Below are 22,389 nucleotides of genomic sequence, written 5' to 3' on the forward strand. Positions count from 1 at the left end.
ATTGGACAATTGGTTTATAAAACATGTTTTTATCCGATTGATTCTTTTTTCCCATCCGTTTTTGGAATCGGAAATTCTACCGTAAAGATGCTTCCCTGACCCTGTTCGCTCGAAAAATGAATGATGCCACCCATAAGCTCGGTATATTGCTTGGCAATCGTTAAGCCAAGTCCTGTTCCCTTTATGTTTAAACTGTTTTTAGCTCTAAAGAATCGTTGGAACATGCGTTCATGTTCTTCACGTGGAATACCAATACCTTGATCAATTACCGATAAGGATACCTTCTTGGCATCATAGCCTATCTTTATGGTAATGACTTGGTTCTCATGGGAGTATTTAATTGCATTATCCAAAAGATTGATCAAGATATAACGCATCAATTTAGGGTCAAGAAAAGCGATTATTTTCTCAGATGGTTTGATGATTTCAATTGACTGCCCTTCTTTCAGATTGGTTTCCAGTTGCTGGGCTAAAGATGCTGTAAAGTCAACCAAATTAAACCATTCGGGCGTTGCCCTGATTTCACCTTCTTCCAATTTGCCCAAGGATAGAAAGTCGTTTAGTATGATGACTAGATTCTGTACATTGCTGCGTATCAATGCGGTATGTCTTAGTCGCTTTTCTTCCTGGCCCAACTGGTTCTGCCGCTCTATCAATGTAGCGGAAGAAAGGATGACGCTCAACGGAGTTCTAAATTCGTGTGATGCCGTTGCGATAAAGCGCGATTTCAGTTCATTGAGCTCTTTTTGTTTTGTTAAAGCTATTCGTATGTCTCGTTCTGCTTTCTTTTGTTCAGAGATATCATTTAGTACCAGTAGGGCGTGCTTGATTTCGTTATTGCTATATTTTCCCGAAAGCGGGGTTGTGTTTACCATGTAGTTGATTCCCCGATATCTGATTTCAAAGCTTAAATGAAGTCCTTTAAGTGTTTGTTCTATGTAATCCTTGAAAATTGCTTTTCTTCTTGATGAAAAGTTTTTTAAATCATCAATTCTAATTTTTCCTTGACTGATTTTTTGCATTCTAATATTGCTCATCGCGGTGCCCTCCATATAAACAATTTCCATATCGTCATTCACCAAAATAATGACCCCTTTTGGAAAGTTTTTGGCAATGGCAGAAGAAATGGTCTCACTGGTCTCTGCTCTTTTTAAGGCAAGACTGGTTTCGGTTATTTGATCCTCCAAATTGATGTTCGCTTCTTCGAGTTTTTTGATACTTGACTTCAACTCAGAGGTTTGATTTCTTACTTGTTGCTTCAGTTGAGCTTGGCTTTGAAGTAATGCACCTCTTATGTTATTCTGTTCGATGGCCAATGCAGCAAGCTGTGAGGTATCCTTTATCAAATCATTTTCAACCTTGCCGGGAATAGCTTCATTCCTTAGATAAGCACACAAAACGCCTGTAATCTGTCCCATGGCATCCATCAGGGGATAGGACCAACATGATTTAAGGTTGTGCTTTGATAGGTAATTCGCATAGTTCTTCCAAGAATCATCGGTGAACATGTTTTTTACAATAATTGCTTGCTTAAAATGTGCGGCCTTCCCACAGGAGCATGAATCAGGCTTTAACGGTATGCCGTCCAATGCCTCCCTTAGATCTTTCGGAAAGTTGGGGGCAGATAACAATTCGAGTTGGAATTTCTTTTCATTGAACTTCCAAATGGCACCTATGGCACCATCAATGTTTTTTTCAAGTATGTCCACTATTTGAGAAACAATCATCTCAAGGGGTTCGTTTTTTATGATGTCCTCTAGCACAGATTGCTTGTGTAACTTCATGACTTGTTCCCTTTTTTGCTGGGTAATATCGTTTTGAACGGCGATAAAATGAGTCAGCTTTCTTTTTTCGTTCTTTACAGGCGTAATAGCCAATTCGTTCCAAAAAAGAGAACCATCTTTTCTATAATTACGGAGTGTTACCCTACAGGATTTACCACCATGGAGGGCTGCCCGGATAATGTCGATTTCTGCTTGGTGTTTATCGGAGCCCTGCAAAAAATTACAGTTCCTACCCAACACCTCATTTTCTGGGTAACCTGTAATCTGCTGAAAGGCCTTATTTACGTAGATAATGGGAAAATGATGCACTTGTGCATCTGCTATTATAATACCCTTCCCAGCTGAGTTCAGGGCCCTGTTTCTGACCCTTAAGAGGTTTTCAGTTTCTTTTTGATTGGTAATGTCCTCAATAAATCCCTCTAAAAATTTTGCCCCATTTTCTCTGTCGGGTATACCAACACCATGTTCGCTGATCCATCTAATTTTTCCATCTGCACGGTGAATACGATAGTTTACATGGAACTGTCTGTTTTCTGTAAGGGCCTTCTGTATTTTTTTCCAGACATTTTCCTTGTCATCCTCATGAATGATTTCCCCCCAATGGACTCTTTTTGGTGTATAGAATTGTTGTTGGGTATATCCAGTTAAGTCATAGCACCCCTTGCTGATAAAGTCCATGGTCCAGTTTTTGTCGTTATAGCACCTATAGACCACACCAGGTAGATTGCCAACCAAAGTGCGTAGCTTTCGGTCGCTTTCAAAAAGGGATTTGTTCCCATTATCTTGGCCGTTGGTAAGATCGTTGCTTTTCATTATTACGATTTAGTAATAGAAATGCCATTGTTTTATTGATTATGGTGCTTTGGGACGACAGGACTAAATGATACTATTAAACGGGCGTGGTTAAAATGATTCAACCCCATTTAAGAAATCTTTTCGGCAATCAATTATCGGTTTTTTACGCTCGAAGTTTGGTTGGCAGCGTTGTTTGCAAAAACCATATTACCAATAGGGTGCTTTGTATTTCGTTCAAAGATATGCTGGATTCCCGTACATTAAACTGACGAATGTCATGTTTACTTTTTTACTCGGCCTAATGAAGAAAATCTCTCAGGTTCTTTAAGGTAGAACAAATTTTTCTAATTCTTTGTATTCTACCAAAAAGGATAGGTGAGTATTACCCTACAGGATTTACCACCAAGCAAATCCAGCTTATGTTAAGTAGAATTCCCAAAGTAGTCCAACAATTCTCCGATTTTAGAAGTAGCTTTATAGTAAGAAGGTACGATTGATAGAAAGACTATGGAGGATTCTTTATATAAAATATGTCCAAAATGCAAAAAATCAAATATCAACCGCGATTACTGTGAGTATTGTGGCGCGATTATAAATGTATATCTAGAAAGGAGGTTAGAACGAAGGCAACAAGAAGAGGAAAAAAGACGTTTGGCAAAGGAGAGTGGTAAAATTGGTTTTACAACCTTCTTTGAAAATGCAAGGAAGCATCCGAATTTCTTTATTCGCATTTTTGCCCAGTTTATTTACTCAATTTGGGTAGTGGTTATTGCCATTGGTTCTTTTCTGGCATTCTTACTGGGATATGTTGCAGCTTAAGAAAAGCTTGATGGACATTGGATATTTGCTTTATCGGTTGAGTAGGCGATACATTTTATGGCTGGGTCTGATGGGCATGACAGTTTATCTTCTCCAACAGACGAATGTGGAATTACCCGAAGTTGTAAACAATCACCTTAATGATTTGCTGTGCATGCCTATTGTACTAGGCATATCCCAGTTAGCTGTGCGTTATCTTAGATCCGACCCAGGTATTTTTCTATCACTGCCTCTTCAATTGTGTGTTACCATCCTGTTTTGTTTTTATTTCGAATGGCATTTGCCAAAGGTTAATCCCCGTTATACTTCAGACTGGATTGATGTATTGTGCTATTTTTTTGGTACGGGTTGGTTTTCTATCATGAACCGATTTCGTATCCTGTGGACAAGTCGAATGCTATTCTAAAACATCGTTTTTCAACAGGATAAAGCTATGAACCAAACTGTAAACTACAAATAAAAAACCCTATAAACTTGAGTCTATAGGGAATTTATGCGGAGGAAGAGGAACTATCTTAAATCTGATTTTTCTAGTGTTTTTAGGGGCTAAGAGCTGTCTTGTTTTCTACCTCCACCGAAACCGCCCCTTTTTAACAAAAGTTTACCATTTATGTAGTGTTTTGGAGCTAATTGATGTATTTAGAGTTCAATAAACATCATTGTTCAATGCCGTATGTCGATAAAAGCGAAAATTTTAGACTTATACTTCAATTGTGTCTAAATCATGAACATTACTATCGTCCACATGTTAATCGAATGAACCATCCCGAAAAACCCTTTAAGAATTTACCACCCGCACCCCCAACTATAGACGTAAAGATTAAAGAGTATTGATGAGTGTATCATATATGAAGAACTTACAGTATTACACCGCATCGTATAGCTGGCAAAGACAAATGTCCATCACTGGTTAAAATTCAATGGTAAGAAGATCATATTTTGCTATTACATTTAGAAATTCTAATAAATAACCAAAAATTCCAGACTATGCTGAAATTATAAATACATCATTTTTTTGGGAAACTAAAGATTGACATAGAGAACTACACCTTGCTTGGGAGTAGTCCGAACTTCTCTTTAAAGCTCTTCGTAAAGTAAGACATATTACTGTAGCCAACTGAATAGGCAATTTCCGATACTGAACCTACTTTATTTTCCAGCATTTTTCTAGCTTCATTCAAACGTATCTCAGAAACTAATTGCCCAGCCGATTTATTAAGTAATGCCTTAAGTTTGCGATGTAATTGCGCCCGACTAAATCCAACTCGGGAGGCTATGTCTTCTACTGACAGTAACTCGTTGTCAAGGTTTTCCTTAATAGTCTTTACCACTTTTTGTACAAACACATCATCTACCGATTTGAGTTCAAGATCAGATATCAGTGGAAGGTCCAATGATTTAAATTGTTCCCAAATTTTCTTGCGAGCTTGAATCAGGTTTTTGATTCGGACTAGGAGTTCCTCGGCATCAAAGGGTTTGGTGAGATAGGCATCTGCGCCCTGCATAAGCCCAGCCAGCTTATTGGACTTTCCAGCTTTGGCCGTAAGCATGATAATGGGAATGTGACTAGTCTTTACATTGTTCTTTAAACTATTACAAAGTTCGTAACCGTCTTTTTTAGGCATCATCACATCACTTATCACAAGATCTGGGATATGCTCGAAGGCCATTCGCTCGCCTTGTAATCCGTCATCGGCTGTGATCAAGGTGTACTGATCTTTTAAAATTTCGAAAATGAAATCCTGCAAACTTGTATTGTCCTCGACTATCAATACTAAGTTTTCATGGTTATCTACTGGAGTGTGCATAGCACCATTCTCACTAAGTGGCACAATCGTTTGAGCTGACTTGATGGGTGATGCATCCCTCTTATTATTTTGTAGGAGTACGCTTTCCGGGAATCCGTTTGGAGTAATCGGTAACCTGACCTTTATGGAGGTGCCCCGTCCTTTTCTACTGTGAACACTGATGATCCCATTTTGTAGATCGATTAGTTCTTTGGTTAGCGCTAGACCGATACCCGATCCTTTGGCTTCGCTACCCTCAACTCGATAAAAGCGATCAAATATCCGATCGACTTCTTCCTTACACATACCAGCACCGGTATCGCTTATTTCAATAGATACACATTCTTCAGTATGACTTACCGCTACATTGACAGCTCCGCCTTGAGGAGTATATTTAAAGGCATTGGAAAGGAGATTGTTGAGTATTTTTTCTAGCTTGTCTTTGTCGTAATATGCATTCTCCAACTCCTCTGCAAAATTAGAATTCAGACTAATACTCTGTTCTTCTGCCACGCTCTCAAAGGAGAATACGATAGACTTGATAAATTGGATCAATCTGCCCTGAGTCAAATTTAAGTGAATTGCACCACTTTCTATTTTGGCGATGTCTAGCAGTTGATCGATCAAGATTTGCAATCGGTTGGTATTCTTCTTTATAAGCGAATACACTTTATTGGGGAGGAGTATTGAATCTCCAGAGCCAGTCTCCGAACTTTTCTTGGCGCGCTCTAAAGGACCACTAATCAAGGTCAGAGGGGTTCTGAACTCATGACTAATATTGGCAAAAAAGCGCGTTTTAATATCGTCCAGATCTTTCATGCGGTTCATTTCGGCAATATTCCATTGGGCTTCTAATTTTGCCTCATTATTCGCTTTCATAATCACTTGGCGCCGGTAAGCAATCCCGAAAGAGAATATGATTATTTGAGCAAACATAGCCCAAGAGTGTGGTTCAAAGCCAGGAAAGTTGATCCAACCAGCAGACCAAGCACTCCCAATTATCAAAAGCACCAGTCCGATGATGGCCCCCATACCAAAGTACCTCGCAAAATTGTCTTTACGTGAGGCGATAATAATACTCAATACCAACCCTAGAAAGTTGATAAAGACCATAATGTGATTAGAGGCGCCTACTGCTATCATTCGGGGCTGAATAGAGGTAAATACCACTGTAGCTATAACAATGACCATATACAGGATCATTAACGACGCTAGTGCTAGTATCCACTTGTCCAATCTAGGGAACTTTTCTTTGGACTGAATAAAGGACCGCCCAAAAAACCAAAACACGAAATAGACTCCCTGTGAAAAAAAGAACCAAAAAATAAAACTGTACTCATAAATGTGATCCAGTACCCCGCCTACAGACATCAACAAGGTCATAAAACAGAAGAAAACCCAAAGGGAGAAATATAAAAAAATGGTGTCCTTAACATAAAGGTATTGTAGCAAATGATACAATAAAATAATAAAGGTAACGCCTAGCATAAAAATATAGAACCCGTTGTTGAACTCATTGATTTCGTGGTAATAGGCCTGAGACGGTCCTCGAAAATTTAGATTAAAAAATGGGGGGTACCCAAAGTTATTCCCGCTTACGCGAAATACTAATGTTACTGGAGTACCTACCGGCACAGGATCGAGACGAATTCTATTTAACACCCAGTTTTCTTTAATGTCTCTATCACTTCTTGAATATCCAGGACCTGTTTTTTTATGAAATAAAAGCTGTTCGTCGGCAAAAGCATAAACATCTACTTTTCCATTGCCCTTTACCCAAGCTGGACCGCCAATAAAAATATCTTTAAAATGGAGTGTCCATCCTTGAAGACTATCGACAGCGATAAAGTTTAATTCACCCCACAGTCTTTCTTGTCCCATAAAATAGCGGGGAAGTTCGTTACCTGGTATAAAAGTACCAGAGGTATTGGTAAGAATATCGGTTGCTGTTACCTCTTCATTGGTGTCGGGATAGACTTTAAGGTAGTCCCCTAATTCATGCACGGGGTATTTTGGATCCAGTTCATAGAGTTCTTGACCACACACAGAAAGTACGATCAACAAATGGAAAAATAAAAGCGGTAGACTATTTTTCATTGTTCTGAAACCAAAAGATACTGAAATCATCAGTTCCTTTTGATAAAGCTAAGGTCAAAATATTAAGAATCAGCCAGTAACACTCAGGTTTCATTAAGTAACAATTTGGTATCATAGTCACTTTGATGTTACAAAACAATCACTCTTTGCAACTTCTATGTCATTCTAGTATGTGGACTAGAAATAGGTTTGTATCAACATTGTAAAGGGTCTAGAAAACCTATAATTCAAACACAGACATCATGAACAGAAAAAAGTTTTTGACTCAATTAGGGAGCGCTGGCTTACTCACGCTTATTCCGATCAAGCGGTCTTTTCCTGCCTCAAAGGCATCATTAAGTCAGGCAACAGTAGCTACTAAAGAAAAAATCATGCTGAGCGGAGAGGGTGAAGTATTAAAGGTACTCGGAGAAATTCAAACCCATAAACTGAGTGGAGCTGATACGAACAATCAAATCACCGAATGGGTCAACGAAGCGCCGCCTGGAATGGGAATACCTATGCACATACATACGAAAGAAGATGAGATTTTTAGAGTATTAAAAGGACAGGTAAAAATAACAGTGGGTACCAACACGGTCGTGTTGAGTCCTGGAGATATGGCTTATGCGCCAAAAAATATTCCTCATGCTTGGGAAATAGTCGGGATGGAAACCGCAAGTATGGCCACCAGCGCCTTTCCCGCAGGGATGGAGCTTATGTTTGAAGAATTGGACGCGTTACCTGATGGCCCCCCAGATCTTGAACGGGTCGCCCAGATTTGTGCTAACTACGGAATTCGATTTGTATAAATTAAAATTTTTTAAAACTCAAGATTATGGAAACTAAACACTTATTAAAAATGTATGTGCTCATCGCTCTTAGTACTCTTACGGTAGGCTGTAGCACAGATGATGACAATGAAGAATCTTTAGCACTGTGGGAAATTGAAGTAAACGAGCTTAAGACGGCCACCGCTAAATATAGGGATGTCCAAGTGGCTGCCGATGAAGGATTTATAGATGTTTCTGGTTTTGTGCCCAATATGGGACATCATTACTTATCCCCGTCACGAGTGGATGACATCGTGAAACTAGATGAACCAGAAATAGTCTTATATGCTCCTGATACAAATGGTATCATGCAGATGGTCGCCGTAGAATTTGTCGTACCTGTGGAGGACCTGGAAAATCCAGGAGCACCTCCAGAAGGTTTTACTGGTGATCTGGATGTATGGCATTTAAATACCAATTTAAGTCAGTGGCAATTACACGTGTGGGTTGTACGAGAAAATCCTGATGGCATCTTTGCTGAATTTAATCCAGCTATAGGAACAGGGGATTAGACCATTTCATTGTATGTGGAGTCTATACCCTAAGAATCGGGGGAATCTTAGGACTACAGGCAACGCCTTTGAAATATAAAACCGCAAGCATCTATGCTGCGGTTTTTTCTTATTTGCAGGCTTTTGATTTAATTTCAGGGAAAAAGGATCCGTGAACTCATTTCTAAAGTACTTTTTGAATTATTGGCTGAGCCTGTATGCTTTTGAATCTGGTCAAGGTGCTTCTTTTTTATAACATAAGCCTAGCAAGAAACTTATGAGATCATCTACCCGTGCATATCACGTTTTGTTAAAAGGTCTCTAGTTGCAACGTAACTCTTATTTTTACTTTGCATTCTTACGCTTTCGCGAAAGCGTAAGAAACCCTAAAACATAAACAATGATGAACCATCCCACCATAAACCGTAGTGCACTCTTAGTAGTACCTAAACAACCCTTTTACGATTGGAGCAATGCCCTTACACCCGATCTAACTCCCGTTAGCATAGAAAATATTTCAGATTACAACACTTATTTACTAGAAGATGAGCTATTTCTAGACAACCCTAAAAAGGAATTAAATAAGTACTGGAAAACCATCTTCATAAGTGAACTATTTGGGCAGTGGACAAATGAAGAGGACTATCCAGACCTAAGTTGGGAGTTATTTACCCATTGGTTTGATTTTTATAAATCTTCGATAATAAGTGATCTTACCGATGCGCCTTTGTATACTGAAGAGTACGGATAAAAAAGATACTTTTCTCTAAGTTGGAAAAAAGAGAGCTAATCAAAGTTTGATTTTTTTAGTTCAGCGGTCTTTAGGATTCTTAAATGTTATGATACCGAATTAGCAATTTGTTGATGAATTTTTGGAAGTTCTTAAAGGTTTTGCCTCTATTTGAATTAGAAGTAAGGTATTCCGTATACTTCTGATGACTCTTGAATCCAGTCTTAATCTTAGATTAAAAAAATGTTTACTATAATACACATTTTATTAATTTTACTTATATTTGTGTACTATAATAAACAATTATGATTGATTCTATTACAATCAAAGCTGTAAAATCCAGGCTGGGCGAGCTTTGTAAGTCTAAAAGACAAAGTTACGATATGTCTCAACAAGATCTTGGCGATGCTTTAGGGTTGTCTAGATATACGATTCAGAAATTTGAAAGTGGTAAAAATGCCACTTTGGATACAGTTTTAAAGATTGCCAATCATTTCGGTTTACTACAATCCATTTTTAAAGGCGTTAATCAAGTCGTTGATGAACAAAACGACATTTCACTGTATTAATAGATGGCTAGAGATAAAACATTAGCTATAATTGCTTTCGGTCAAGAGATAGGGAAACTAGGCTATGATATAGATCAGGGTAAATCAATTTTTCAATATAATCCTGATTTTTTGGAGTCTGGCCAATACTCAAAACTATTTCCGTTTATTTTTAAACGTACAAAACCTGCACAGGTATTTACCGAATTCCAACAAGACACCTTCCAGGGATTACCACCAATGATAGCCGATTCGTTGCCAGATACCTTTGGTAACCTCATTTTTCAAGAATGGCTAACAGCAAGAGGTATTCAGAAAGTAACACCATTAGAACAGTTGGCTTATGTAGCAGATCGTGGTATGGGTGCTTTGGAATACAAACCTGTGAAAGAACTACCAAATACTACTTCTATCAACATAGATGATATTATTAGCATTTTGTCAACCGTTTTAAAGCTAAAGGACAACACGTCTGGTGCTTCTCTTGATGAATCATCATTATTAAACGTTTTTAAAATAGGGAGTTCTGCAGGTGGCGCAAGACCAAAAATTTTAATCTCAGAACATAAGGAAACAGGAGCAATTATAGCAGGTGATAGAGAAACTAGCGACGAATACAACCACTATCTAGTCAAGCTACACCTTGACGATAGCGATGGCTACAACAAAGAAAAAGTGGAATACGCTTATTATTTGCTAGCACAAGAAGCAGGTATTGATATGATGCAGTCTAAGCTAATAGAAAATAAGCACTTCGCCACCTTACGTTATGACAGACAAAACGGAGAAAAGCAACACGTATTGACTGTTACAGGGCTAACAGGTTGGGATTTTAAAAGTCAACCAGAAAACTTGTCTTATGAAAATGTGTTTAAGGTAGCCTTAGGATTGGAAGTGCCACATAAAGATTTACAACAACTGTTTAAACGTATGGTATTTAATGTTGTATTTAGAAACGTAGACGACCATTTAAAGAACCACAGTTTTATTTATAACAAAGAAAAAGATAGCTGGAATATAGGACCAGCATACGATTTGACGTATGCACTAAATCCACTGTTTACATTTAAAACTACGGCTAGAGCTTTGTCTATTAATGGAAAGCGCACTGAGATTACTTTAAAAGACGTGCTAACGATTGCCGAAGAATTTGTCATTAAAAATCCCAAAGGGATTATTGAGGATGTGCAGGCGTTGATTCCAAGATGGATGGAGATTTCAACAGAACAGGAAATACCAGAGAAAATAACTAACCGAATATATAAAGACCTAATCAGGCTATAAATACTTAATGCAAAAACAACCATAAAATTAGCACAACTTGAAAGCTTTCTAATGAAATTGGACATTGACCAAATCATTAAATGTTTTAAAAAGTACACAACATTTTCAACTGGAAATAGACCGCCAAGTCGAAAAGAGTTTTTAATAAATACGGAAGAAAAAGAACAAGATCCCAATTTTACAGGAGATATGGAGGCTTTATTGAGAACGGGAATAGCATATAATCAGGAAAAAGCTTTTGAATGGCTTAAAAGCGAATTGATAAACAAGATATAAAGGCAGTAAAAAAAATCAAAATTATACAGCTCACTTTGGAAAAGCTGTGTTTCATCCAAGCAAATTATGTTTTCTTTTAAAGAAACGTTGTAATACTATATAAAGTCGAATGGCATTATTTCAAACATCAGTACTTAAACAACATAGCAGCCTGCAAGACAATGTAGCAGTTGAAAAAGCATACAAGAAGTATCAGAAGTATTTTTTAAATCCTACAATACAAGAGAATATTAAGAGTAGTAAAGAAGAGCAGTTTCAAGCTACCTTTCTAACACAACTTTTTGTCAACATCTTGGGCTACACCATTAACCCCAGTCCCAAGTACAACATTACCACAGAGTTTAAAAACCAAAAAAATGCACGCAAGGCAGATGGTGCTATACTTAAAGACGGCCAAGCTATTGGTGTTATAGAATTAAAAGGAACAAAAACCAAGGATTTAGAAAGCATACGAAGGCAAGCATTTGATTATAAGGCAAATCAAAAAGGCTGTGTCTATGTCATTACCTCAAACTTTGAAAAGCTTCGTTTTTACGTTAATGATGCCACCGAGTTTGAAGAGTTTAACCTCTTTGAGCTATCACAAGAACGTTTTCAATTACTGTACTTATGCTTACACAAGGATAACATACTTAGAAATCTACCGCTTACAATTAAAGAGGCATCCATAGTAGAAGAAGAAAAAATCACAAAGTCGTTTTACAGTGATTATTCGGTTTTTAAGAGAGAGTTGTTTCGTGATTTGGTAAAGCGTAATGCAAAACGATTGCGAAACGAAGCTAATCTAATTGGTAATGAACAAGATTTCGATGAGCATACCCAAGCAGAGTTGCAACGACTGGAGAAAAATGTAAAACTCACTTTATTTAAAAAGTCACAGAGACTCATAGACCGTTTCCTGTTCATCTTCTTTGCAGAAGATAGAATGCTGCTGCCATCCAACTCTACATTACAAATACTAAACAAGTGGAAAGACGATTGGGATTTTGGAGATGAAAGACCCTTATATGGCCTTTTCAAACAGTATTTTAATTTTTTGGATGTAGGTCGAAAAGGCACGGAAAAGCGTGCAGAAATTTATGCTTACAATGGGGGTTTGTTTAAACCTGATGCCATTTTAGACAGCCTGGATATAGATAATGACCTGTTGTATAAATACACCTTAAAACTGGCTAATTACGATTTTGAAAGTCAGGTAGATGTAAACATATTAGGACACATCTTTGAAAACTCATTAAACGAGATAGAAAGTGTAAACGCAGAGATTGAAGGTGGCGAATTCGACAAGCAAAAAAGCAAACGTAAAAAAGATGGTGTCTTTTACACACCCAAATACATTACTAAGTACATCGTAGAAAATACTGTAGGCAAACTCTGTGAAGAAAAGAAAGCCGAGTTAGGTTTCCACGAAGAAGAATATTTTAAAGGACGTAAGAACCGTAACAAAGCAACAATTGAAAAATTGGTTGCTATTCTGGATACCTATCGCAACTGGTTATTGCAAATTACCATCTGTGACCCAGCTTGTGGTTCTGGTGCTTTTTTAAACCAAGCATTAGATTTTTTAATAAAAGAGCATACCTATATAGACGAGTTAAAAGCGAAAGTATTAGGTGGTGGCTTACAGTTTCCGGATATAGAAAATACCATTTTAGAAAACAACATCTTTGGTGTAGACCTTAACGAAGAAAGTGTAGAAATCGCTAAACTATCACTTTGGTTACGTACTGCTCAACCACGACGTAAACTAAACGATTTAAGTAGTAATATTAAGTGCGGTAACAGCTTAATAGACAGTAAAAGTGTTGCAGGAGATAAAGCCTTTAATTGGGAAATCGCTTTCGCGAAAGTGTTTGAAAAAGGTGGTTTTGATGTGATTATTGGGAATCCGCCTTATGTGAGAGTCCAAAGTTTAAAAGAGTATTATTTTGACCATACTATATACTATGAGAAAAATTATAAGTCGACAACTGGAAACTATGATATCTATGCTTTATTCATAGAAAAGTCATACAATTTAATTAATCAACAAGGTTGTGTTTCTTTCATACTGCCTCACAAGTTTCTAATAGCGGATTTCGGTAAAGGTATTAGGGAATATTTATTAGAGAAGAGAGCTATTACAGAACTGGTAAGTTTTGGCTCTGATTTGGTATTTCAAGATGCAACAACGTATACCTGCATTATTGATTTAGCAAAAAATAGGAGTGATACATTTCTATACAAAGAGATTAATCCAAACGATTTATTTGAAAAAATTGATTTTGGAAAAATAAGATATGATAATTTAACAAGTGAGCAATGGATTCTGACCGATGAGAATATTGGGATAATACTTGATAAGCTTCTTTCCCAACCTTTAAGTTTAAAGACTGAATTCACTCGATTTGTTCAGGGAATTATAACTGGTAAAGATGCTGTATTTTGCGTTGAAGGTACTGTGTCAGGAGGTTATTTAGAAATAAAACCTGAAGATATTACAGGACAAACACATTATATTGAAGTTGGTATATTAAAACCACATTTACGTGGTCAAGATATAAAACCATACACCAACCTGAAGAACAATGAATGGTTAATATTTCCATATTCAATAGAGAATGATAAGGCTACATTAATTGAACCAGATTTCTTGAGTTCAAAATACCCAAAGGCATTTGAGTATTTAAGACAATTCGAAAGTATTTTAAGAGATAGAGAGAAAGGTAAATTTGATAACGACTACTGGTATCAATATAGTAGGAATCAGGCAATCTCAATTTTGGAACAACCAAAGCTAATAACACCTGAGGTATGTTTTGGTGGTAGTTTTACATTAGATTTGAACAACTTTTATCATAATAGTAAATGCCATACATTATTACTATCCGAGAAATCCGCATATTCTTATAAAAGTGTTTTACCAATACTTAATAGTAAACTATTCTGGTTTTATTTATCAAGTTCAGGAAATGTTTTGAGAGGCGGTTACATTGGTGTGAAGCGTAAAGTGTTAGAACCTTTTGGGCTTCCTAATTCTGAAAACATTGATAGTTCAAAGTTTGAGAATTTTTCCACGACAATATTGTCCCTAACAAGCAAACTTGAATTAACAATATCAAAGTTTGAAGATTTCTACCTAAGTCAATATCCATTACACAAATTGACCAAAAAACTAAAAAACTGGAACGAGCTTGATTTTGGCGATTTCATTAAAGAATTCAACAAAGCCATAAAAGTAACCAATAAAGAACGTCTAAAACAGGAACAAAAACCTATTGCAAAACTTACTAAGTTAGATGAGATAGATTGGATGGATGCTTTTAATAACAAAAAGAAAGAAGTCCAAGATTTACAATCCCAAATCACACAAACCGAAGCTGAAATTGACCAAATGGTTTATCAGCTCTATGGGTTGACGGAGGAAGAAATAATGATTGTGGAGGATAATTAAACCTTAAAATATGATTACAGTATTAACACCAGATGTTGAATATTATCATTACGAAAAAAATGGAAATGTAGCCAAACAATTTTTTTCAAGTGAGAAGAGTTTTTCAAACTGTATGTTGGAAAGCGAAGCCCCATTTATTTTTAACTCAAATGGAAATAGAATACTAGTTTCGACGGATAAAAACCTTAAAGTTCCAGCTGGGATTGAATACGTATTATTAGCTTCAAAAAAGCCAATTAAAAAAGACTTTATTCGCTCAGAGCTTAAACTCACACGTTGGATAAAACATCCTTCCATAGCTATAAAACATCCTTTGGAAGTAAATGAATCGTGGCTCGGAAACTTCAATTTTATAAAAGAAAATTTAAAGAAAAATGTAAACGGCTTGAGACCGCCACAGCTTGGTGCTTTGTATGCAATATTGTCTCACATACAGAACCAAAGCGATAAGGGTATTGTTGTAATGCCAACAGGAACTGGTAAAACAGAAACAATGATTTCGGCTTTAATTGCTAATCAATGCGATAAGTTACTTATATCAGTACCATCTGACGCTTTAAGAGAACAAATATTTAAAAAGTTTTTTACACTTGGCTTGCTCAAAAAATTTAATATAGTTGCTGCGAGTGCATTAAATCCAATTGTCGGACTAATTACAAAAAAGTTTAAAGACGAAGATGAGCTTAAGGTATTTCTTTCGAAAGTTAATGTTGTAGTTACAACAATGAGTATTTTATCTGGTTCCGAACAAACGCAGAAAGCAATTATAAGCGATACTTTTTCTCATTATTTCATTGATGAAGCGCATCATTCGGAAGCTAAAACTTGGAGAGATTTTATTGATTTATTTGATAAACATAAAGTATTTCTATTTACTGCAACACCATTCAGAAACGACCAGAAAAAGCTTGATGGAAAATTCATATATGAATTCTCATTGAAAGCAGCACAAGAACAGGACTACTACAAAAATATACTGTTTAAACCTATAAGAGAATATAATATAGAAAGTGCAGATAAGGCTATTGCAGAAAAGGCAATCTCTGTTTTAAGAGAGGATATATTGAACAATTTAAACCACGCCCTTCTCGCAAGATGCAAAACAAAAGGAAGAGCTAAGGAGGTTTTTAAATTTTATTCCTCTCATTCTGACTTAAATCCTGTATTGGTTTATACAGGAATTGCTGGATTGAAACAGAAAATAGATGATATAAAACTTTTAAAGCATAAAATAATTGTTTGTGTCGATATGCTTGGCGAAGGGTTTGATTTACCAGAACTGAAAATTGCAGCTATACATGATGACCGACAAAGCATTCCTATTATGCTTCAATTTATTGGAAGGTTTACTAGAACATCTGGAGATAATATTGGGGATGCAACATTTATAACCAATTTAGCATATCCACCTATTCAGCAAGAACTTGATGAGCTTTACGCCAAAGGGAGTGATTGGAATGCCTTACTTCCAAAAATAAGTGAAGGAGCAACCAAGAGCGAACTTGATTTTCAAACATTTTTAGGAGGTTTTAAAAACTTAACAGAATCTGAAATACCATTTGAATCAATAAATCCAGCGCTGAGCGCTGAAGTTTATAAAGTTTCTTGCGAACAATGGTATCCAAGTCATTGGCGTGAAGGTATATCAAATATCAACTCTTATGAACATCAATTTAGTGATGTAAATGACGACAACAAAACTTTAGTGGTCATTTTAGGTAAAACAGGAAGAACCGATTGGGGAACATTTGATTCAGTTAAAAACCTACAGTGGGATTTGTTGGTTGTTCACTGGGACAAAAGGAAAGAAAGTAATTTAGCCTATGTTCATACATCATTTAAATCTTTAAAAAGTGAAAAATTGATTAATGCCATATTCGATGAACCGAATTCCATTATAAACGGAATGAATGTTTTTAGGGTTTTTCACGATGTCAAGCGATTACGACTTTATAATTTCGGAGGTCGAAAAGGAATTGGACAAGACATTAGTTATCAATCATTTTTTGGTAAAAATGTAGAAGATGGTATCAAACAACTCGAACAAGGAACCCTAAAGAAAAACAATACTTTTGGTACTGGATATAAGTCAGGGGAGCAGGTTTCCATAGGATGTTCTGTCAAAGGTAAAGTTTGGGCATATCTTCGCGGAAATTTAAAAGAACTAAATGATTGGTGTGAGAATTTAGGAAGTGTTCTTATCAATCCAAACATCAATCCAAATATATTTTTAAAGAATACTATTATTCCAACGGTGATTGTAAATCGTCCTACTCATACCCTTCCAATAACTTTAGATTGGAACGCTGAAATATACAGGCATCCAGAACATAGATTTTTATTCAAAGTAAAAAATAGTCAGAAAACATACGACCTTTCTTATTCTGAACTGAACATAGTAGATTCAAATATCGAAAAGCCAATTAAATTTTCTTGGGATTGTGATGATTTAAGTATTGAATTCGAAATTATTTTAGGAACTAAATTAGTTGATGGAATATCTACGCCAGATTGTAAAATAGTGAGAATTGGTAATACCGATGCAACTGTGAGTTATGGAAGTAAAGTTGAGAAAATAGAGGATTTTTTAAATGAATTTTATCCTGTAATATTTTTTGCAGACGGCTCGCAACTTGAATTAAATTACTACTTTAAGCCAAATGACCCGGTAGAAAAATTCAATAAGGACTTATTACAAAGTTGGGATTGGACAGGTGTATCTTTAAATAAGGAATCTATGGGCATTAAACCCTATATACAAGATTCTATTCAATATCAGTTTATCCAAAGAATTATGGATGATTATGATATAATTTATGATGACGATGGTTCAGGAGAAATTGCAGACGTTTTGGCCATAAATAAATCAAAAGGAAAAATAGATATTCATCTATTTCATCTGAAATATGCGAAGGGTGGCAATGTAAGTAATAACATTGAAAACTTTTATCAAGTCTGCGGGCAAGCCCAAAAATCCTTGAACTGGAAATATAGAGAAGGGAAAGAACTGTTTGTTCATCTTTTGAAGCGAATTGTTAAAAGGGAAAAAGGTCAAGAGTGTTCACGTCTGATAAAAGGCTCAGTGGAAGACCTTGAATCACTTTATACTTCAGTAAAATGGAATCTTGATACAAAATTTCACATTTACATTGTACAACCATCATTATCAAAAGCAAATGCATCTGATAGTATATTGTCATTGCTATCAACAACAAGTCATTATCTTGCAACCGTGGGAGACGTTAATCTGCAAGTTATAACAAGTTGAACCAATTTTGAGAACATGAAGTCTATTAAAATGAATGAGTTAAGCTGAATGTCTTGCATAGTTACAAATAGGTTTAAACAGCGATTTAAGTAACCACCTCAAAATATCCTAAAATATGAGCCGAATAGCATTCCTAATCGGCTCATAACATCAAATTCGTATGGAAATCACAGCCCGTTCCACCCCATTCCTCTACCCCCGATAGCTATCGGGCCGAGAAAAGCGGTTCACTACACTATCTTGAACCCAGTCGCTTCAACAGCGACAGCGTTCGCCTGGCAAAATTTTCACTCCAACCTTTCCTCCCACAAAGGTTTAAAATGTTGCCCAAGGCGAAGTACATAAAATTTGTCCTATTAGGTAAAGAAATTTTAGACTGCTTAAAAGGGTAACTCATTAGAAGGTTCAGGTCTCATACTATAGGGCTACAATTGGTATATATATTGTTCATAAAGTATTAAATATCAGCCTCACATAAGATGCTCTATCACTAAGTTCTAAAGAGTTTTGAAAGCAAAAAGAGACATAATAAAGTTTTGTTCCAAAGCATTTATTTTGGGATATTGATTATTCTAGATGATCTGTTCAAAGAGATAAGGATATTGTAATTCCAAGAGCCTTGTTTACTTCTACTAAAGATATTTTCAGAGAAGATATAGCTACATTAGAAAATTTATACTCTAAAAATGAGATACTTTCTTGTTTGCAGCATATCAAAGAGCACATTAGTGATAAAACGTGTAGTTATTGTAGCAAACAAATATAGGGTGGCTCCTTTCTATCGTTACGCTGTATGAGTGCAGTTTAACTTAGCTCCAACCCAAAGGCAACTTCCTGAAGAATCTAAGCAGTTTTCTCAAGCGGATTTAACGACTAATTTTAAGCGAGTTCTATGATAGGGCGAGGTCTATTTTTGCATAGAAAATTTGTGTTCTAACTATTTGAAGCGCCCCAAAAATGCTTCCTTACGCCGAACGGCAATAGGTACGCTATTATCATTTGACATAGTCACATAAGCCTGCTTCCCTTTATGGAATGTCTTAATCATTTCCATATTAATAAGATGGGATTTGTGACACTTAAAGAACTGTTTTCCATCCAAAAGGTTTTCATAAAATTTTATCGGCTTACTTACAATTTGCTTTTTATTCTTGGTAAAGATATAGGTGTAATTACCATTGGCTTCCAAATGCACGATTTCTGCTACCAAAACGGTTTCAAAACCCGAAACGGAAGGTACAGTCAAAAGTTTGGGCTGTTTTTGCTCAATGTTTTCAAGTAGCTGCTGTACTTGACTGTTTTTTTTCTTAGATACAAATTTTTCGTTTAGGCGCAAGATGGTCTCATTGAACTCATCAAAATCTATGGGCTTCATCAAATAGTCAAAAGCACTGAACTTAAAAGCCTTTATAGCATAGTTGTCAAAAGCTGTTGTGAAGATAGTCTTAAAGGAAATAGCATCGAGCTGTCTCAAAAAGTCAAACCCTGTTTTATCATCAATTTCAATATCCAAAAACACCAAATCAAGCTGGTTGTTTTCTGCGACTTTTACTGCCTCATCCACGGTTTTACAGGCAGCAACAACATTGAATATCCCAGGTTTTCTTTCGATTAAATGTAATAAGCGTTTTATGCAATGGGATTCATCGTCGACAATAAGTGTATTGAGCATAGCAACTTTTGTTGAAGTAGATCAGTTTATGGACTTCAAGATAACAAAATCCGATCACCAATTAGCATAAATACAATTAGGCCAATACTAAGGGTAGTGATACGATGACCTTCGTGCCCAATTCTTTATCAACTATTTTAACCGACCCATTTGTGCCTTTAGTCTTATTGAGCACTTCAATTCTGTTTTGTGTGATAGACATACCCATTGAGTTCTTTTTTTGATGACCATTTCTGCTTTTGCTTGTAGCCCGACCTACACCATTGTCTTCGACAGTACATATCAATTTCTGCTGTTCAGATATGAAGTTGATGAGGATCTCACCACCCTTTTCCGATTTTGATAGACCGTGAACAATACTGTTTTCTACAAAAGGCTGCAACAACATTGGTGGTAACAAAATTTCATCGGTATCAAGGCCATCAGTGACTCTAATTTCAAAATCGAAGGCCTTTTCAAATCGTTTCTGTTCTATTGCCAAATACGTGTTAAGCAAGCTGATGTCCTCTTCTAACGTAATAAGCTGTTTGTCTGAATTTTCAAGGGTCATACGCATCAGTCGGGCAAACTTAGCTAGATAGTCACTGGCCGCTTGGGTATTATTGTTTAAAATGTAATCACCGATGGAATTAAGACTGTTGAAAATAAAATGTGGATTCATTTGCGCACGGAGCGCTTTAAGCTCCACTTCGGCCACCGTGGCATTGAATTCGGCTTCCTTTTTGGCCGTATCTGATCTCTGCTTGCGCCTGTATGATATGAATGCAAATAGCGAAGCCAATATAACGCCGCCACCGCCTACAAGCGATGCGTTTTTGATTGCACGCTGGCGTTCTGCCTCTGCAACGGCAAGAGCTTCTTTTTTATCAGCTTCGTATTGGATTTCCTTTCTAGATATCTCCACTTTGCGGTCAGTGCTCACCAAACTATCATTAAGAACGTTGGCAGCTTTATAATTCTTTAGAGCATTTTGATAGTCGCCTTTTTTTTCCTGAATGGTCGCCAACGTCTGTAGCGATTTGGTTTCGGTATATAGATTGTTCAAGGATTTGACTGCGTTAAGACTTTCAGAGGCATAATATTCAGCCTTGTCCAAATCATTGCCATGCATATAGACTTCCGCAGCATTTACGTAGGCCGGCACTCTTAACACCTCCAAATTCAATGAATCTATCATTTTCAAACTGAGAGCCGTGTTGGCCAACCCTTCATTCAATTGGTCCGCTTGTGCCTGTACTAATCCCAAATTACTGCTCACATTCGCTACCTGTAGCACATCACCGGTTCGTTTGGCTTCCTTAATAGAAGCTCTAAAATAGTAAACGGCCGAGTCCGTTTGCTGTTGGAGCCCATAAATATTACCAATGTTTGATAGTGTGTTGCTTTTTCGCTGTGGGTATCTCAATAATTTTCTAAAAATGGGCAACGCTTTGTCATAGTCCTCTTGTTCGTAATGTATCAATCCCATATTGGTCAACATCGAATACTGATAGCGCTTCAGGGATGGGTTTTGTTCAGAAATACTATAAGCTGTTTGATAATAATCCAGAGCGGTTAATGGGTCTGAAAGAAAATAGTGGTACACCACACCAATGTTATTATTGGCCAATAGAAGCCCTTTGGTATAATTCATATCCTTAGCCAACTCCAGCGTTTCTTTATTATAAGAAAGCCAGGTAGTATCAGAAGGAGTCATCAGCATTTTCTTAGCGGCATAGCTCTGCCTGAGGTTGACCAAGTTGGTATCGACTACTTTATAGTTCTCAATAAGTTTCTTGATGGAATCAGCTTCTTTGTCCTGTGAATAGCCTAAAAACGATAGGCATAGTAAGATGAGGGTAAATGGTATTCTCATAAATTCATTTGGTTTGGCACAACAAAATAATCATTAAAAACGGTAATACAATTAAAACCAGACGTTAAGCTGATTAAGACCTACGATGATACATTTTCTATAGCTTTTTTACAATGCTATTTGCATCTTCCAGCTTCAAAAAACCAAATTCTTATGAAGCGTATTATTCCTATTCTTTTCGCGATTCTTCTAATCGCCTGCAGTAGTGACGATGATTCAAGTTCTATGGACGATGATGGTACCGTGTTGGGCGACTCATTTATCACCGCCAAAATCAATGGAAACGATTTTGAAGCCATACCTGTTGATAGGGGTGTGCCCACAATTTCTGCTGAACTTGATGAAAACGCGGCTTTCTTCTCATTGGTAATAGCAGGGATTGATTTATTTGAAAATATTACCGAAGGTGAATCAATCATTATTGCAATGACTGGGGTTAGTTTTGATTTGGTATTCGTAGGTGCTGAGGTAAACAACCCTGTCGATAATCCATTGGAGCTGGCATTTGGTGGAGGCTATGCGCCCTATGAAACTGGTGGTGAATCCAATGTGGATTTTGATACGGATGGAAGTTCGGGATTTTTGAGAATTACCGCCATAGATAAAGAGGCGCAAATCATTTCTGGAGAGTTTGAGTATAACGTGGAAAATCCGGATACTGGCGAATTGCTACAAATCACCGATGGTATATTTAACAATATCAGTTATACCGACGATTAGGATGTATACTTCATAAAT

At 36.7% G+C, this 22,389-nt stretch carries 14 protein-coding genes; 10 read left to right on the plus strand and 4 right to left on the minus strand.

The genetic code is table 11. The annotated features are described in order from the left end of the window. Positions 1-29: 29 nt before the first annotated feature. Positions 30-2,597, minus strand: a complete 2,568-nt coding sequence (locus tag CLV81_RS15030) for a PAS domain S-box protein (RefSeq protein ID WP_106145965.1) — start codon at positions 2,595-2,597, stop codon at positions 30-32. A gap of 489 nt (positions 2,598-3,086) precedes the next feature. Here CLV81_RS15030 and CLV81_RS15035 point away from each other — a divergent pair, with 489 nt between their 5' ends. Then, positions 3,087-3,398, plus strand: a complete 312-nt coding sequence (locus tag CLV81_RS15035; RefSeq protein WP_106145967.1) for a hypothetical protein — start codon at positions 3,087-3,089, stop codon at positions 3,396-3,398. Positions 3,399-4,441: 1,043 nt separating this feature from the next. Here the strand turns inward: CLV81_RS15035 and CLV81_RS15045 are convergent. Continuing rightward, entirely contained in the window at positions 4,442-7,312 is a 2,871-nt protein-coding gene (locus CLV81_RS15045) for an ATP-binding protein (RefSeq protein WP_106145971.1), read from the minus strand. Positions 7,313-7,653: 341 nt separating this feature from the next. Between CLV81_RS15045 and CLV81_RS15050 the strand changes: the two genes are divergently transcribed. The 8 genes from CLV81_RS15050 to CLV81_RS15085 all read left to right on the plus strand — a co-directional run bounded on the left by CLV81_RS15050 (position 7,654) and on the right by CLV81_RS15085 (position 18,124). Next, positions 7,654-8,073: a cupin domain-containing protein gene (locus tag CLV81_RS15050; protein ID WP_245912049.1), complete on the plus strand. Its 420-nt coding sequence runs from the start codon at positions 7,654-7,656 to the stop codon at positions 8,071-8,073. Between the two features lie 26 nt (positions 8,074-8,099). Beyond that, complete coding sequence (locus tag CLV81_RS15055; RefSeq protein ID WP_106145975.1) at positions 8,100-8,606, plus strand: hypothetical protein; 507 nt, start codon at positions 8,100-8,102, stop codon at positions 8,604-8,606. A gap of 379 nt (positions 8,607-8,985) precedes the next feature. Further along, positions 8,986-9,336 carry a hypothetical protein gene (locus tag CLV81_RS15060; protein ID WP_106145977.1) on the plus strand — a complete coding sequence of 117 codons (351 nt, stop codon included), beginning with the start codon at positions 8,986-8,988 and terminating at the stop codon, positions 9,334-9,336. A 284-nt stretch (positions 9,337-9,620) separates the two neighbouring features. Beyond that, positions 9,621-9,884: a helix-turn-helix transcriptional regulator gene (locus CLV81_RS15065; RefSeq protein ID WP_106145979.1), complete on the plus strand. Its 264-nt coding sequence runs from the start codon at positions 9,621-9,623 to the stop codon at positions 9,882-9,884. 3 nt (positions 9,885-9,887) lie between these two features. Then, on the plus strand, positions 9,888-11,147 hold the full coding sequence (locus CLV81_RS15070) for a type II toxin-antitoxin system HipA family toxin (protein ID WP_106145981.1): 1,260 nt from the start codon (positions 9,888-9,890) through the stop codon (positions 11,145-11,147). Between the two features lie 51 nt (positions 11,148-11,198). After that, positions 11,199-11,423 carry a hypothetical protein gene (locus tag CLV81_RS15075; protein ID WP_245912051.1) on the plus strand — a complete coding sequence of 75 codons (225 nt, stop codon included), beginning with the start codon at positions 11,199-11,201 and terminating at the stop codon, positions 11,421-11,423. A gap of 109 nt (positions 11,424-11,532) precedes the next feature. Continuing rightward, complete coding sequence (locus CLV81_RS15080) at positions 11,533-14,856, plus strand: Eco57I restriction-modification methylase domain-containing protein (protein WP_106145982.1); 3,324 nt, start codon at positions 11,533-11,535, stop codon at positions 14,854-14,856. Between the two features lie 10 nt (positions 14,857-14,866). Next, complete coding sequence (locus CLV81_RS15085) at positions 14,867-18,124, plus strand: DEAD/DEAH box helicase (RefSeq protein ID WP_106145984.1); 3,258 nt, start codon at positions 14,867-14,869, stop codon at positions 18,122-18,124. A gap of 937 nt (positions 18,125-19,061) precedes the next feature. Here CLV81_RS15085 and CLV81_RS15090 read toward each other — a convergent pair. Both CLV81_RS15090 and CLV81_RS15095 read right to left on the minus strand, forming a co-directional pair. After that, complete coding sequence (locus CLV81_RS15090; protein WP_106145986.1) at positions 19,062-19,796, minus strand: LytR/AlgR family response regulator transcription factor; 735 nt, start codon at positions 19,794-19,796, stop codon at positions 19,062-19,064. A gap of 76 nt (positions 19,797-19,872) precedes the next feature. Then, complete coding sequence (locus CLV81_RS15095; protein ID WP_106145988.1) at positions 19,873-21,651, minus strand: tetratricopeptide repeat-containing sensor histidine kinase; 1,779 nt, start codon at positions 21,649-21,651, stop codon at positions 19,873-19,875. Between the two features lie 153 nt (positions 21,652-21,804). Here CLV81_RS15095 and CLV81_RS15100 point away from each other — a divergent pair, with 153 nt between their 5' ends. Continuing rightward, the gene (locus CLV81_RS15100; protein WP_106145990.1) at positions 21,805-22,371 is read left to right on the plus strand and encodes a DUF6252 domain-containing protein; all 567 of its coding nucleotides are present in this window, start codon (positions 21,805-21,807) and stop codon (positions 22,369-22,371) included. The last annotated feature ends 18 nt before the right edge of the window (positions 22,372-22,389 follow it).

This window comes from Flagellimonas meridianipacifica (genome assembly GCF_003001695.1).
In the GTDB taxonomy this organism is placed as follows: Bacteria; Bacteroidota; Bacteroidia; order Flavobacteriales; family Flavobacteriaceae; genus Flagellimonas; species Flagellimonas meridianipacifica.